The following is a 16,618-nucleotide window of genomic DNA, read 5'->3' as shown; positions in this document are numbered from 1 at the left end:
ATGGAGGCATTTATTATGACTAAAGTATATTATGACAACACGGTAACAGAGGACGCATTACAAGGTAAAAAAATTGCAGTTATTGGTTATGGCTCACAAGGACATGCACATTCACAAAACTTAAAAGATAACGGCTATGATGTTGTGATTGGTATTCGTCCAGGTAAATCATTTGATCAAGCTAAAGAAGATGGTTTTGAAGTTTATCCAGTAGCTGAAGCAGTTAAACAATCTGACGTTGTAATGATTCTATTACCAGATGAAATTCAAGGACAAGTATATAAAGAAGAAATTGAACCTAACTTAGAGGAAGGTAATGCTTTAGTATTTGCTCATGGATTTAACATTCATTTTAAAGTCATTCAACCACCTGAAAATGTTGATGTATTCTTAGTAGCACCTAAAGGACCTGGTCATTTAGTTAGACGTACATTCGCTGAAGGTAGTGCTGTACCAGCACTTTACGCGGTATACCAAGACGCTACTGGTAAAGCAATTCAATTAGCATTAAGTTATGCAAAAGGTATCGGCGCAACTAGAGCTGGTGTAATTGGTACAAGCTTTGAAGAAGAAACTGAAACAGACTTATTCGGTGAACAAGCAGTACTTTGTGGCGGTGTTACAAAACTTATTCAATCTGGCTTTGAAACATTAGTTGAAGCGGGATACCAACCAGAAATCGCTTATTTCGAAGTATTACATGAAATGAAATTAATTGTTGATTTAATGTATGAAGGTGGAATGGAAAACATGCGTTATTCTATTTCAAATACTGCAGAATTTGGTGACTATGTATCAGGCGAACGTGTTATCACACCAGATGTTAAAGATAATATGAAAGCAGTGCTAAAAGATATCCAAACTGGTGCTTTCAGTGATCGTTTCATTAAAGATAATGAAAATGGCTTTGAAGAATTCTTAAAAATGCGCAAAACACAACAAGGACACCAAATTGAGTCAGTTGGTAGAGAATTACGTGACATGATGCCATTCGTTAAAGCTAAGAGTATTCAGTCTAAATAAACGTATTAGAACTTAAGGAGAGGATTATTATGTCAGATCATATTCAAATATTCGATACAACACTTAGAGACGGAGAACAGACACCAGGCGTAAACTTTTCATTTGATGAACGTCTCAAAATTGCAAAACAACTAGAAAAATGGGGAGTCGATGTAATAGAAGCTGGCTTCCCCGCTTCTAGCGAAGGCAGTTTTAAATCAGTAGAAAGTATTGCGAAAGCATTAACGACAACTGCAGTTTGCGGCTTAGCTAGATGTAAAAAGTCAGACATTGATGCTGTTCATGAATCAACAAAAGAAGCACAACATAGACAAATTCATATCTTTTTAGCTACTAGCCCTATTCACTTAGAATACAAATTAAAAATGACAGAAGATGAAGTTATAGCATCTATCACTGAAAATGTTACTTATGCAAAAACAATATTTGAAAAAGTACAATTTTCACCAGAAGATGCAACGAGAACACCTTTACCATTTTTAATTAAAGCTGTTCAAACGGCAGTTGATGCGGGTGCAGATATTATCAATATTCCTGATACTGTTGGTTATTCGTATCCTTCAGAATATGGTCAACTCTTTAAGACTCTAATTGAAACTGTTAAAAGTGATCATGAAGTCATTTATAGCTCTCATTGTCATGATGATTTAGGTCTTGCTGTTGCAAATGGCCTTGCTGCTTTTGAAAATGGCGCTCGTAGAGTTGAAGGTGCTATTAATGGTATTGGTGAACGTGCAGGCAACACTGCATTAGAAGAAATTGCCCTAGCACTTCACGTTAGGCAAGATCATTATAATCTATCAACTAATATCAACTTATCTGAAACTAAAAATACGAGTGATATGGTAAGTAGATATTCAGGCCTTCGAGTCCCAAGAAATAAAGCAATTGTTGGTAAAAATGCTTTCAGTCATGAATCAGGTATACATCAAGATGGTATTCTGAAAAACCCTGAAACATATGAAATTATGACGCCACAACTTGTTGGTGTTGTTAAAAATTCATTACCTCTTGGTAAATTATCTGGAAGACATGCCTTCAGTGAAAAGCTTGTTGAACTAGGCTATGATCTATCTCCTGATGAACAAGTGGAAGTGTTCAAACAATTCAAATCAGTTGCAGATAAGAAAAAACAAGTAACAGATCGTGATATTCACGCCATTTTACAAGGTACTGAACATGAAGAGAATGCTTATTATAAAGTGAAAGCTCTTCAACTACAATTTGTATCTAATGGACTACAAAGTTCTGTAGTCGTTATTGAAGATAAAGAAGGTAATACTTATCAAGATTCTTCTATTGGTTCAGGTTCTATCACATCAATTTATAATGCAATAGATAGAATATTTGATTATTCACCTGAATTACAACAATATCGAATTGAATCTATTACAGAAGGTACAGATGCACAAGCTGAAGTACATGTACAAGTACAATTTGAAGATGAAATATTTACTGGTATAGGTATTGATTATGATATCTTATATGCATCTTGCAAAGCGTATGTAGAAGCGCACGCAAAACACAGTGAAAACACAGTGAAAGAAGGCGTAAAGTCATGACATACAAAATCACTGCCCTACCCGGTGATGGTATCGGCCCAGAGATTTTAAAAGGTAGTATTGAAATATTAGAAACACTTTCAAAAAAGTTTCAGTTTGAATATGACTTAGTTACTAAAGATTTTGGAGGTATCGCCATTGATAAACATGGCGAGCCTTTACCTCCAGATACTTTAGAAGCATGTCGAAATAGTGACGCAATATTGTTAGGTGCTGTAGGTGGTCCGAAATGGACGAATCCTAAAAACAGACCAGAACATGGCTTATTGGGTATTAGAAAAGCTCTAAACCTATTTGCTAATATTAGACCAACAATCGTTACTGAATCAACTGCTCACCTTTCTCCTCTTAAAGAATCAATAGTTAAAGATACTGATTTTATAATCGTTCGAGAATTAACTGGAGGCCTTTATTTTGGAGAACCTAAGTATTTCAACGATGATCAAGCCGTTGACACATTAACGTATACTACAGATGAAATTACAAGAATTGCTCATATAGCTTTCAAATTAGCATCAAAAAGGAATAAAGTTGTAACATCGGTGGATAAAGAAAATGTTTTAAGTTCTTCTAAATTATGGAGACAAACTTTGGAACAAGTTTCAAAAGAATACCCAGATGTAACATTGAATCATCTATTAGTTGATGCTTGCAGTATGCATCTTATAACGAATCCAAAACAATTTGATGTTATCGTAACAGAAAATTTATTCGGAGATATTCTAAGTGATGAAGCTTCTGTCATTCCAGGTTCATTAGGGTTATCACCTTCTGCTAGTTTTGGTGAAAATGGACCAAGTTTATATGAACCGATACATGGTTCTGCACCAGATATTGCAGGTCAAAATAAGGCGAATCCTAGTGGTATGCTCTTATCTTTAGCAATGTGTATTCGTGAAAGTCTACATCAACCTGAATGTGCTCAACATTTAGAAGATATTGTTTTTAATACAATTAAAAATGGTATTGCAACAAAGGATTTAGGTGGCAACAACAGCACATCTGAAGTCTTCGAAGCAATTAAACAATCAATTTAGAAGGAGGAAAACGACATGTCTCAAACATTATTTGATAAAGTATGGAATCGACATATAATAGCTGGTAAAGAAGGTGATCCCCAATTATTATACATCGACTTACACCTTATCCATGAAGTTACATCTCCTCAAGCATTCGAAGGCTTAAGATTGCAAAATAGAAAAGTGAGACGCCCTGATCGAACTTTTGGAACACTTGATCATAACGTTCCTACAATTGATATATTCAATATTAGAGATGAAATTGCTAATAAACAAATTAATGCTTTACAAAAGAACTGTGAAGCATTTGGTGTAAAGTTATTTGATATGGGTTCAGATGAACAAGGTATCGTGCATATGGTTGGTCCAGAAACAGGTTTAACTCAACCAGGTAAAACAATCGTATGTGGTGATTCACATACAGCTACGCACGGCGCATTCGGTGCAATTGCATTTGGTATAGGGACAAGTGAAGTAGAACATGTCTTTGCAACTCAAACACTATGGCAAACTAAACCTAAAAACTTAAAAATACAAGTAGACGGTACCCTACCAACAGGTGTTTATGCTAAAGATATAATTCTATATTTAATTAATCAATATGGAGTTGATTTTGGTTCTGGATACGCACTAGAATTCGCAGGTGAAGCTATTTCCAATATGACAATGGACGAGCGAATGACTATATGTAATATGGCCATTGAGGCTGGTGCTAAATACGGAATAATGAAACCAGATGAAACAACTTTTGAATATGTCAAAGGTCGTGAATATCAACCTGAAAACTTTGATGAAATGGTAGAAGATTGGAAAACGCTATATTCTGATGAAGATGCTACTTACGATAAAGTTATTACAGTTGAGATAAGTAATCTAGAGCCACAAGTTACTTGGGGTACTAGTCCTGAAATGGGCGTAAACTTTAGCACACCTTTCCCAGATGTTAAAGATATAAATGATGAAAGAGCATATAACTATATGGGACTTAAACCTGGTCAAACAGCTCGAGATATCCCATTAGGTTATGTATTCCTAGGTTCTTGTACAAATGCGAGACTTTCAGATTTAATTGAAGCAAGTAAGATAGTTGATGGACATAAAGTTCACCAAGATATTACAGCTATTGTTGTGCCTGGTTCAAGAAGTGTTAAGCTACAAGCTGAAGCGCTTGGATTAGACAAAATTTTCAAAGATGCCGGTTTCGATTGGCGTGAACCTGGATGTTCAATGTGTCTAGGCATGAATCCTGACCAAGTACCTAATGGTGTACATTGCGCATCTACTAGTAACCGTAACTTTGAAGGGCGCCAAGGTAAAGGTGCTAGAACACATCTCGTATCTCCAGCAATGGCTGCTGCCGCTGCTATAAACGGAAGATTTGTAGATACTAGAAAGGTGGTCATTTAAATGGAACCAATTAATATATTTAATGGAAAGACCGTTCCCCTACTAAATGATAATATTGATACTGATCAAATTATTCCTAAAGTCTTTTTAAAACGAATTTCTAAAACTGGATTTGGTCCGTTTTTATTCGACGAATGGCGTTATCTTGAAGACGGTTCTGAGAATCCAGATTTTAATTTAAATAAACCTGAATATAAAGGCGCAAGTATATTAATCTCTGGTGACAATTTTGGTTGTGGTTCATCAAGAGAACATGCCGCATGGGCTCTTAAAGACTTCGGATTCTTTATTATTATTGCAGGTAGCTTTAGTGATATTTTTTATATGAACTGTACAAAAAATGGTATGTTACCTATTGTTATAGAAAATAAAATTGATAGAGAAGCTATTGCTCAGCATAGTGATATAACAATTGATTTACCAAATCAAGAAATTATTACTCCTGAAGCGAAATATCATTTTGATATTGATGCAACATGGAAAAATAAACTTGTTAATGGATTAGACGACATAGCTATTACATTAACTTACGAAGATCAAATAAGCCAATATGAAAAAATGCACAACTAATTTAGGAGTGATAGAATGACCTTAAAAACACGTTTAAGTGCCGAAGATATAGAAGAAGCCTTTTTAAAACTAAAAGACACTGTTAAACAAACACCATTAGAAAAAGATATGTATTTATCACAGAAATTTGATTGCAATGTATATTTAAAAAGAGAAGACTTACAATGGGTCCGTTCTTTTAAATTACGTGGTGCTTATTATGCTATTCATCAATTAACTGATGAAGAAAGAGCAAACGGTGTTAGTTGTGCTAGCGCTGGTAACCATGCGCAAGGTATTGCATTTACTGCTAAACAACTTGAAATTAAAGCTGTTATTTTCATGCCAGTTACAACTCCAGCACAAAAAATTAATCAAGTGAAATTTTTCGGCGGTGAATTTGTTCAAATAGAATTAATTGGCGATACATTTGATGATTGCTTAAAACATGCTTTAGATTACACAAATGAATTTGGCCTAAGCTTTATTGACCCATTTGATAATATTAATACGATTGCTGGGCAAGGCACTATCGCTAAAGAAATGGTAGACTTTGCTAATGAAGAAAGTATCAATTTCGACTATTGTTTTGCAGCAATTGGTGGCGGTGGCCTTATTTCTGGTGTTGGTACATATTTAAAAGAAAACATGCCAACTACAAAAGTCATTGGCGTAGAACCACTAGGCGCAAGTAGTATGGCGCAATCAGTGAAAGCAAACAAAATTGTTACGCTAACTGATATAGATAAATTTGTAGACGGTGCTTCAGTTGGAAAAGTTGGTCAATTAACATTTGAGATTTCAAAAAATGTCGTAGATGATTTTGTTGCTGTTGATGAAGGAGAAGTTTGTAGTACAATTCTAGACATGTATTCAAAACAAGCTATTATAGCTGAACCAGCAGGAGCTTTAAGTGTTACTGCCCTCAATCATTATAAAAATGAGATTAAAGGTAAAAATGTCGTGTGTATCGTAAGTGGTGGTAATAACGATATTAATAGAATGAAAGAAATCGAAGAAAGATCTCTTTTATTTGAAGATATGAAACATTACTTTATTGTTAATTTCCCACAAAGACCAGGGGCATTAAGAGAATTTGTAAATGACGTATTAGGGCCCCATGATGATATTACTAAATTTGAATACTTAAAAAAATCTAGTCAAAATACTGGTTCTGTTATTATCGGCATACAGCTTAAAGATCATAATGACCTTGACCAACTATACAAAAACGTCAGCGAATTTGATCCTAAGTACATTTATATTAATCAAAACAAGATGCTTTATTCTCTACTTATTTAAAGTTAGTTGCTATAAAGTAAATAATCATTCTAAAAAACCATTTCATCAATTAGATTGTTCTCTAATGATGAAATGGTTTTTAATATATCGATTGTTCAATAATCCTGTTCTAGTTCTAAAGTCAGATAAAACGCGATATCCTTTTATGGTTACTATAGACATATATACTTGATAACTATTTAAAGTTCTAGTTTAATCTTTCTTATTTTATGCTTTTGAATTTTTACATAAAAAAAGAGACCTAACAGGTCTCGAGTGCGGCTCATCGCATCCATTTATAAATATTTGCCCGGCAACGTCCTACTCTCGCGGAACGTAAGCCCAACTACCATCGGCGCTAAAGAGCTTAACTTCTGTGTTCGGCATGGGAACAGGTGTGACCTCTTTGCTATCGTCACCAGACAAATAGTAAAAACTATATTAGAATGTATTGCACATTCAAAACTAGATAGTAAGCAGATTTTACGGCTAAAAAACCGATTTAAAAATTTTGATTAAGTCTTCGATCGATTAGTATTCGTCAGCTACACACATTACTGCGCTTACACCCCGAACCTATTAACCTCATCATCTTTGAGGGATCTTATAACCGAAGTTGGGAAATCTCATCTTGAGGGGGGCTTCATGCTTAGATGCTTTCAGCACTTATCCCGTCCATACATAGCTACCCAGCTATGCCGCTGGCGCGACAACTGGTACACCAGAGGTATGTCCATCCCGGTCCTCTCGTACTAAGGACAGCTCCTCTCAAATTTCCTACGCCCACGACGGATAGGGACCGAACTGTCTCACGACGTTCTGAACCCAGCTCGCGTACCGCTTTAATGGGCGAACAGCCCAACCCTTGGGACCGACTACAGCCCCAGGATGCGATGAGCCGACATCGAGGTGCCAAACCTCCCCGTCGATGTGAACTCTTGGGGGAGATAAGCCTGTTATCCCCGGGGTAGCTTTTATCCGTTGAGCGATGGCCCTTCCATGCGGAACCACCGGATCACTAAGTCCGTCTTTCGACCCTGCTCGACTTGTAAGTCTCGCAGTCAAGCTCCCTTGTGCCTTTACACTCTGCGAATGATTTCCAACCATTCTGAGGGAACCTTTGAGCGCCTCCGTTACTCTTTAGGAGGCGACCGCCCCAGTCAAACTGCCCGCCTGACACTGTCTCCCACCATGATCAAATGGTGCGGGTTAGAAAGTCAACACAGCCAGGGTAGTATCCCACAAGCGCCTCCACGTAAGCTAGCGCTCACGCTTCTAAGGCTCCTACCTATCCTGTACAAGCTGTGCCAAATTTCAATATCAGGCTACAGTAAAGCTCCACGGGGTCTTTCCGTCCTGTCGCGGGTAACCTGCATCTTCACAGGTACTATGATTTCACCGAGTCTCTCGTTGAGACAGTGCCCAAATCGTTACGCCTTTCGTGCGGGTCGGAACTTACCCGACAAGGAATTTCGCTACCTTAGGACCGTTATAGTTACGGCCGCCGTTTACTGGGGCTTCGATTCGTAGCTTCGCAGAAGCTAACCACTCCTCTTAACCTTCCAGCACCGGGCAGGCGTCAGCCCCTATACATCACCTTACGGTTTAGCAGAGACCTGTGTTTTTGATAAACAGTCGCTTGGGCCTATTCACTGCGGCTCTTCAAGGCTTGCACCCTAAAAAGCACCCCTTCTCCCGAAGTTACGGGGTCATTTTGCCGAGTTCCTTAACGAGAGTTCGCTCGCTCACCTTAGAATTCTCATCTTGACTACCTGTGTCGGTTTGCGGTACGGGCACCTATTTTCTAACTAGAGGCTTTTCTTGGCAGTGTGAAATCAACGACTCGCCGGATACATGATCCAGCTCCCCATCACAACTCAACCTTACGAGTGCCGGATTTGCCTAACACTCAGTCTTGTTGCTTGGACGTGCACTCCAACAGCACGCTTCGCCTATCCTACTGCGTCCCCCCATCGTTCAAACAATCATAGGTGGTACAGGAATATCTACCTGTTATCCATCGCCTACGCCTATCGGCCTCGGCTTAGGTCCCGACTAACCCAGAGCGGACGAGCCTTCCTCTGGAAACCTTAGTCAATCGGTGGATGGGATTCTCACCCATCTTTCGCTACTCACACCGGCATTCTCACTTCTAAACATTCCACATGTCCTTACGATCATGCTTCGACACGTTTAGAACGCTCTCCTACCACTATCCTTACGGATAATCCACAGCTTCGGTAATATGTTTAGCCCCGGTACATTTTCGGCGCAGTGTCACTCGACTAGTGAGCTATTACGCACTCTTTAAATGATGGCTGCTTCTGAGCCAACATCCTAGTTGTCTGGGCAACGCCACATCCTTTTCCACTTAACATATATTTTGGGACCTTAGCTGGTGGTCTGGGCTGTTTCCCTTTCGACTATGGACCTTATCACCCATAGTCTAACTCCCAAGTTGAATTATTTGGCATTCGGAGTTTGTCTGAATTCGGTAACCCTAGAGGGGCCCCTCGTCCAAACAGTGCTCTACCTCCAATAATCACCACTTGAGGCTAGCCCTAAAGCTATTTCGGAGAGAACCAGCTATCTCCAAGTTCGATTGGAATTTCTCCGCTACCCACACCTCATCCGCTCACTTTTCAACGTAAGTCGGTTCGGTCCTCCATTCAGTGTTACCTGAACTTCAACCTGGACATGGGTAGATCACTTGGTTTCGGGTCTACGACCAGATACTCATTCGCCCTATTCAGACTCGCTTTCGCTACGGCTCCACATTTACTGCTTAACCTTGCATCAAATCGTAACTCGCCGGTTCATTCTACAAAAGGCACGCCATCACCCATTAACGGGCTCTGACTATTTGTAAGCACACGGTTTCAGGTTCTATTTCACTCCCCTTCCGGGGTGCTTTTCACCTTTCCCTCACGGTACTGGTTCACTATCGGTCACTAGAGAGTATTTAGCCTTGGGAGATGGTCCTCCCAGATTCCGACGGAATTTCACGTGTTCCGCCGTACTCAGGATCCACTCAGGAGAGAAATAACTTTCGACTACAGGACTTTTACCTTCTATGGTTGGCTTTTCCAAAGCCATTCGTCTAATTATTTCCTTTGTAACTCCGTGTTGAGTGTCCTACAACCCCAACAGGCAAGCCTGTTGGTTTGGGCTATTCCCGTTTCGCTCGCCGCTACTCAGGGAATCGAGTTTTCTTTCTCTTCCTCCGGGTACTAAGATGTTTCAGTTCTCCGGGTGTGCCTTCTCACATACTATGTATTCATATGTGGATAACATGACATAACTCATGCTGGGTTTCCCCATTCGGAAATCTCTGGATCAAAGCGTACTTACAGCTCCCCAAAGCATATCGTCGTTAGTAACGTCCTTCTTCGGCTTCTAGTGCCAAGGCATCCACCGTGCGCCCTTAATAACTTAATCTAATATTTCCTTATACATAAATGTTTAAGAAAATAACTGTTATTAATCTGTGATGTCGTCTAAAAAGACGACGCGCGATTATTAAGCTTGTTGAATTTCGTTAGAAATTCACTCGGTTTTTTGCTTGGTAAAATCTATTTGCTTACTTATCTAGTTTTCAATGTGCAATGATGAATGTTAAATAAACATTCAAAACTGAATACAATATGTCCACGTTAATTCCATGACCTAATGGTCATTCCGTAATATCCTTAGAAAGGAGGTGATCCAGCCGCACCTTCCGATACGGCTACCTTGTTACGACTTCACCCCAATCATCTGTCCCACCTTCGACGGCTAGCTCCTAATAAAAGGTTACTCCACCGGCTTCGGGTGTTACAAACTCTCGTGGTGTGACGGGCGGTGTGTACAAGACCCGGGAACGTATTCACCGTAGCATGCTGATCTACGATTACTAGCGATTCCAGCTTCATGTAGTCGAGTTGCAGACTACAATCCGAACTGAGAATAATTTTATGGGATTTGCTTGACCTCGCGGTTTCGCTGCCCTTTGTATTATCCATTGTAGCACGTGTGTAGCCCAAATCATAAGGGGCATGATGATTTGACGTCATCCCCACCTTCCTCCGGTTTGTCACCGGCAGTCAACCTAGAGTGCCCAACTTAATGATGGCAACTAAGCTTAAGGGTTGCGCTCGTTGCGGGACTTAACCCAACATCTCACGACACGAGCTGACGACAACCATGCACCACCTGTCACTTTGTCCCCCGAAGGGGAAAACTCTATCTCTAGAGCGATCAAAGGATGTCAAGATTTGGTAAGGTTCTTCGCGTTGCTTCGAATTAAACCACATGCTCCACCGCTTGTGCGGGTCCCCGTCAATTCCTTTGAGTTTCAACCTTGCGGTCGTACTCCCCAGGCGGAGTGCTTAATGCGTTAGCTGCAGCACTAAGGGGCGGAAACCCCCTAACACTTAGCACTCATCGTTTACGGCGTGGACTACCAGGGTATCTAATCCTGTTTGATCCCCACGCTTTCGCACATCAGCGTCAGTTACAGACCAGAGAGCCGCCTTCGCCACTGGTGTTCCTCCATATCTCTGCGCATTTCACCGCTACACATGGAATTCCACTCTCCTCTTCTGCACTCAAGTTCCCCAGTTTCCAATGACCTTCCACGGTTGAGCCGTGGACTTTCACATCAGACTTAAGAAACCGCCTACGCGCGCTTTACGCCCAATAATTCCGGATAACGCTTGCCACCTACGTATTACCGCGGCTGCTGGCACGTAGTTAGCCGTGGCTTTCTGGTTAGGTACCGTCAAGACTTGTTCAGTTACTAACAAATTTGTTCTTCCCTAACAACAGAGTTTTACGATCCTAAGACCTTCATCACTCACGCGGCGTTGCTCCGTCAGGCTTTCGCCCATTGCGGAAGATTCCCTACTGCTGCCTCCCGTAGGAGTCTGGACCGTGTCTCAGTTCCAGTGTGGCCGATCACCCTCTCAGGTCGGCTACGTATCGTCGCCTTGGTAAGCCATTACCTTACCAACTAGCTAATACGGCGCGGGTCCATCTATAAGTGACAGCCGAAGCCGTCTTTCACTATTGAACCATGCGGTTCAAAATATTATCAGGTATTAGCCCCGGTTTCCCGGAGTTATCCCAGTCTTATAGGTAGGTTACCCACGTGTTACTCACCCGTCCGCCGCTAACATCAGAGAAGCAAGCTTCTCATCTGTTCGCTCGACTTGCATGTATTAGGCACGCCGCCAGCGTTCATCCTGAGCCAGGATCAAACTCTCCATAATAGAAGTAAGCTTGATTAGCTCATCTTTGATTGGTTGAGCCAATCACTCTTTGAAGTACTTTCAGTACTCATTTATCGGAATTAAACGTTGACATATTGTCATTCAGTTTTCAATGTTCATGTTAAAAATTTTATGGAGCGGGTGATCGGAATCGAACCGACAACATCAGCTTGGAAGGCTGAGGTTTTACCACTAAACTACACCCGCTTAGCTCTATTATTAATTTGATGAATGGTGCGGCCGAGAGGAGTTGAACCTCCACGGGATTTCTCCCACTAGGCCCTCAACCTAGCGCGTCTGCCATTCCGCCACGACCGCGCATGGTTTGCAGTACTTTAATCAATATGTTGTTCAAGTGACTGTCATTAATTATATTACATCGCATTTACAAAGTCAACACAATCGCTCAACTTTTAAATGTAATTTTACATTGCTTACTAACTCTTAAAGTCTGTTGCGTTTTGTTTAAGCAACGTTTACTATCATACGACGAATCTTACATTTCGTCAATAACTTTCACTCATTTTTTTACAAAAAAAGTACTACACCCCAAATTATCAGTGTAGTACTTTCCTTAATATAATTTATGTTATATTTTTTAACTTTCCACCACAACGTCCGCATCTATATTTAACCGTATTCACCTTTCTAATACGTTTGAATTCTAGATTGCAACTTGAACATTTGTATAAATAGTTCGCTCTTTCATTATAACTTTTAACAGGTTTGCAAAATCTCGGTGCACCAACTTCTTTACTCAACGCCCTAAAATCTTTATCTCTATGCTGGTAACCTTTACCTTCTATATGTAAATGGTAATGGCACAGTTCATGTTTAATAATGTCTTTTAGAGCTTCGATACCATAATATTCAAGTTGCTGAGGATTGATTTCGATATTATGACTACTAAGTATATAACGTCCACCAGTTGTCTTCAGTCTTTTGTTAAAAGTTGCCTTATGTTTAAATGGTTTCTTAAATGATTCTAAAGAGATGTTTGTTACAAGTTCTTGAAGTTCATTATTTTCCATTAGGATCTATCATTGTTAATGAAACTTTTTGCCTTTCATGATTAACATCTAATACCCACACATCTACTATATCTCCGACGCTCACGATATTCATCGGATGTTTAACATACCCTTTAGATAATTTTGAAATATGGACTAACCCATCTTGCTTAACACCAATATCTACGAAAGCACCAAAGTCTACAACATTTCTCACAGTTCCACTTAAAGCCATATTTGGTTTCAAGTCTTCCATAGAGAGTACATCAGATTTTAAAATTGGTGTTTCAAATTCATCTCTAGGATCTCTTAAAGGTGCTATTAAAGAAACAATAATATCCTCTAATGTTGGAACCCCTATATTGAGGGTTGTACTTGTCTCTTGTAAATCTAGTTTATTCAATTTATCTTTAAGCACATCTGTACCGATATCTTCTTTACTTAACCCTACATGTTTTATCAATTGATAAGCAGCGTTATAGCTTTCTGGATGTATAGCAGTTTTATCAAGAGGTTCTGTTCCATCTAATATTCTTAAGAAACCTATACTTTGTTCAAAAGTTTTGTTACCTAACCTTGGTACTTTAGCAATTTCTGAATGATGTGAAATGGCGCCTTTTTCTTCTCTGAATTTTATAATATTATTTGCCACAGTATTACTCAATCCTGATACATAGCTTAACAACGAAGGAGATGCCGTATTAACATCTACGCCTACTTGGTTTACAGCCGTTTCTACAACGAATTTCAATGTCTCACTTAATGCTTTTTGATTCACATCATATTGATATTGACCTACGCCTATAGATTTAGGATCTATTTTCACAAGTTCGCTTAATGGATCTTGCACACGTCTACCTATTGAAACTGCACTTCTTTCTTCTACTTTAAAATCTGGGAATTCAGCTCGCGCGATGTCTGAAGCAGAATATACAGAAGCACCCGCTTCATTTACAATTACAAATTGACAAGCTAGTTGATGTTTTTTAATCATTTCTGCTACAAACTGTTCTGATTCTCTACTTGCTGTTCCGTTACCAATAGCTACCAATTCAATACTATGTTTATTAATCAGGTCTATAAATATCTTCTCGGCTTGATCAGTTTTTGAAACTGGAGGATGAGGATAAATAACATTTTTATCAACGAATGAACCATATTCATTAATAACCGCCAATTTACAGCCTGTTCTATATGCTGGATCGAGACCTAATATTTTCTTGCCCTTCAACGGGGCTTGTAATAGAAGGTTTTTTAAATTCTCTGAGAAAATCTCTATAGCATGCTCTTCAGCTTTTTGTGTAAGCTCACTTCTAATTTCTCGTTCAATTGAAGGTAGGATTAATCTTTTTAAGCTATCTTCAATTGCTTCAGTGATAATTCCAACATGTTTATGATTCTCTTTAATGTATTGAGTTACTAAATATTTTTTCATTGTATCATTATCAATTTCGAAACTCACTTTCAAAATACCTTCTGCTTCACCACGGTTAATAGCTAACACTCTATGAGGCACTATTTTTTTAAGTGGTTCTTCATAATCATAGTACATTTCAAATACGTTTTTTTCATCTTCTGCTTTCTTTTTCTTTTCTGTAACCAATTTACCTTGTCTTTCAATATTATTTAAAATATATTTACGATATTTCGGTTCATCTGAAACAATTTCAGCAATAATATCTTGTGCACCTTTTATAGCATCTTCAATCGTTTCTATTTCTTCAGTTAAATAGTGAGATGCTTCATTTGTTAATGACTCTTCAGAATTTCCTTCAATGATCCATTTCGCTAACGGCTCAAGTCCTTTGCGTTTCGCTTCAGTTGCTCTCGTTTTTTTCTTTTTCTTAAATGGACGATACAAATCTTCAATTCTTTGTAATTTTGTTTGTTTGAGTATATCGCTTTTTAAATCTTCAGTTAGTAACCCTTGTTCATCTATTAAACGAATAACTTCTTCTTTTCTTTTATGTAAGTTAACCGCGTATGTATATTCATTTTCAATGAGTTTGATTTCTACCTCATCTAATCCGCCAGTTAACTCTTTTCTATATCTTGCTATAAAAGGCACTGTATTTTTATCTTCTAGCAATTCTAGTACAGTTTTAATTTGTTTTTCTGTAAAAGGATGATTATTTTTTATAATGTCTATTAATTCTTGATTCATAATTTCCTCCTAAAAATGGTTATATTCTATTTTAACATAAAAATAATGTACGCTTTATGTGGTTGTAGCTGAATCTTTCACATATAAAATAAAAACAACCTGATCGAATAAAATCGATTAGATTGTTTTTATTATTTCATTGCTGCTTCTTTTAATTTTTTGATTGCCGTTCTTTGTAATCTTGAAACATGCATTTGGCTGAGACCGATTTTTTCTCCAGTCTCTTTTTGACTCAATCCAGTTATAAACGTATATTTAATAATTTTTCTTTCTCTATCTGTTAAGATAGGAAGAATTTTTTCTAATATCATTCTTTTTTCTGTTAAGTCATAACCATCTTCAGATTCACCCATTATATCTAGTAAAGTCACAGTCGAACCATCTTTATCAGCTTCAATCGAATGGTCCACACTTAAAGCATTATAGCTTTGACCCATTTCCATAGCCTCTAACACATCTTCTTCTGTAACTTCTAGCCTATTCGCTATTTCAATAATTTTAGGTGATCTTCCTAGCTCATTTGTCAGTTCTTCGTTAGCTTTTTTGATTTTAGGACCTATTTCTTTAATACGTCTCGGTACGTGTACACTCCACGTTTTATCTCTTAAATACCTTTTTATTTCACCGATTACTGTTGGTACTAAAAAAGCTTCAAACTTTCGCTCGAAAGATACATCAAACCTTTTAATAGCTCCTAACAAGCCGACCATACCTACTTGTACTAAATCCTCATGGTGAGCTTGCCCTTTAGAATATTTATATGCTAGAGACTCTACTAGTTTTTGATAATGTATAACAAGCTTTTCTTGAGCTTGTTTATTATCATTTTCTTGGTAATCTGCAATCCATGCATTAATATCTTTTGGAGAAACTTCTTTATAAGCTTTGGACTCTTCCGTCATGTGTTTGCACCTGCTCTTTAGATAAATACTTTGTCATACTCATAGTAACACCAGCATCTTTTTGAACGCTTACTTCGTCCATTAATGATTCAATAAGAAATAGTCCTAAACCACCTTGTCTTAAGAAATTAATATTATCACTTTCTTGATAAGGTCCAAGTACTTTTTTAGCTTCTTCATAGTTAAAGCTTTTTCCTGAATCAGATACAATGATTTCTATTTTATCTTCGAACACAAGATAGCCAATAAGAATTTCGCCTTCAACATTTTCAGTATATGCATGTTTAACAGCATTTGTTACTGCTTCTGATACAGCGATTTTCGAATCTTCTATATCTTCGTATGAAGCGCCAGCTCTATTGAATACACCCGACAAAGTCAATCTGACTAGTCCTACGTATTCTGGAGCAGCAGGAAATCTCATCTCTATATAATCATAGTTAGATGTCATC

General features: G+C 38.3%; 10 protein-coding genes, 2 tRNA genes and 3 rRNA genes. 6 read left to right on the top strand and 9 right to left on the bottom strand.

Features of this window, described 5'->3' with window-relative positions; all coding sequences use genetic code 11:
* Positions 1–15: 15 nt before the first annotated feature.
* From ilvC to ilvA, 6 genes are read left to right on the top strand one after another with little or no spacing between them, the layout of a single operon-like run.
* Positions 16–1,023 (top strand): ketol-acid reductoisomerase, encoded by a 1,008-nt coding sequence (ilvC, locus tag PYW35_RS03760; protein ID WP_103323180.1) that lies wholly within the window; start codon positions 16–18, stop codon positions 1,021–1,023.
* 29 nt (positions 1,024–1,052) lie between these two features.
* The gene (locus tag PYW35_RS03755; RefSeq protein ID WP_103323179.1) at positions 1,053–2,585 is read left to right on the top strand and encodes a 2-isopropylmalate synthase; all 1,533 of its coding nucleotides are present in this window, start codon (positions 1,053–1,055) and stop codon (positions 2,583–2,585) included.
* Entirely contained in the window at positions 2,582–3,622 is a 1,041-nt protein-coding gene (gene leuB / locus PYW35_RS03750; protein ID WP_103323178.1) for a 3-isopropylmalate dehydrogenase, read from the top strand. The genes PYW35_RS03755 and leuB overlap by 4 nt, the downstream gene beginning before the upstream one ends.
* Positions 3,623–3,637: 15 nt before the next feature.
* Positions 3,638–5,011, top strand: a complete 1,374-nt coding sequence (gene leuC, locus PYW35_RS03745; protein ID WP_103323177.1) for a 3-isopropylmalate dehydratase large subunit — start codon at positions 3,638–3,640, stop codon at positions 5,009–5,011.
* A complete protein-coding gene (gene leuD / locus PYW35_RS03740) occupies positions 5,012–5,581 on the top strand; it encodes a 3-isopropylmalate dehydratase small subunit (protein WP_016911768.1) in 570 nt (189 codons plus the stop codon). It abuts the gene before it with no gap.
* 15 nt (positions 5,582–5,596) lie between these two features.
* Positions 5,597–6,862: a threonine ammonia-lyase IlvA gene (gene ilvA / locus PYW35_RS03735; RefSeq protein WP_103323176.1), complete on the top strand. Its 1,266-nt coding sequence runs from the start codon at positions 5,597–5,599 to the stop codon at positions 6,860–6,862.
* A gap of 287 nt (positions 6,863–7,149) precedes the next feature.
* Here ilvA and rrf read toward each other — a convergent pair.
* The 9 genes from rrf to rsbW form a co-directional block, all read right to left on the bottom strand.
* Positions 7,150–7,264: ribosomal RNA gene (gene rrf, locus PYW35_RS03730) — 5S ribosomal RNA — on the bottom strand.
* 88 nt (positions 7,265–7,352) lie between these two features.
* Positions 7,353–10,279 (bottom strand): 23S ribosomal RNA (locus PYW35_RS03725).
* Positions 10,280–10,534: 255 nt separating this feature from the next.
* Positions 10,535–12,090, bottom strand: a 16S ribosomal RNA gene (locus PYW35_RS03720).
* Together the 16S, 23S and 5S rRNA genes with 2 tRNA genes alongside form the textbook arrangement of a ribosomal RNA operon.
* 133 nt (positions 12,091–12,223) lie before the next feature.
* Positions 12,224–12,297, bottom strand: a tRNA-Gly gene (locus tag PYW35_RS03715).
* Between the two features lie 25 nt (positions 12,298–12,322).
* Positions 12,323–12,408: transfer RNA gene (locus PYW35_RS03710), tRNA-Leu, on the bottom strand.
* 266 nt (positions 12,409–12,674) lie between these two features.
* Positions 12,675–13,121: a SprT family protein gene (locus PYW35_RS03705; protein ID WP_103322391.1), complete on the bottom strand. Its 447-nt coding sequence runs from the start codon at positions 13,119–13,121 to the stop codon at positions 12,675–12,677.
* A complete protein-coding gene (locus PYW35_RS03700) occupies positions 13,111–15,264 on the bottom strand; it encodes a Tex family protein (protein ID WP_103322390.1) in 2,154 nt (717 codons plus the stop codon). The genes PYW35_RS03705 and PYW35_RS03700 overlap by 11 nt, the downstream gene beginning before the upstream one ends.
* 131 nt (positions 15,265–15,395) lie before the next feature.
* On the bottom strand, positions 15,396–16,166 hold the full coding sequence (sigB, locus tag PYW35_RS03695) for an RNA polymerase sigma factor SigB (protein ID WP_103322389.1): 771 nt from the start codon (positions 16,164–16,166) through the stop codon (positions 15,396–15,398).
* Complete coding sequence (gene rsbW, locus PYW35_RS03690; protein WP_016910939.1) at positions 16,141–16,617, bottom strand: anti-sigma B factor RsbW; 477 nt, start codon at positions 16,615–16,617, stop codon at positions 16,141–16,143. The genes sigB and rsbW overlap by 26 nt, the downstream gene beginning before the upstream one ends.
* Between the last annotated feature and the right edge of the window lies 1 nt (position 16,618).

Source organism: Mammaliicoccus vitulinus (genome assembly GCF_029024305.1).
Classification (GTDB): Bacteria; Bacillota; Bacilli; order Staphylococcales; family Staphylococcaceae; genus Mammaliicoccus; species Mammaliicoccus vitulinus.
The sequence above is the reverse complement of the archived record's forward strand: the minus strand, read 5'-3'. Positions and strand labels throughout refer to the sequence as shown.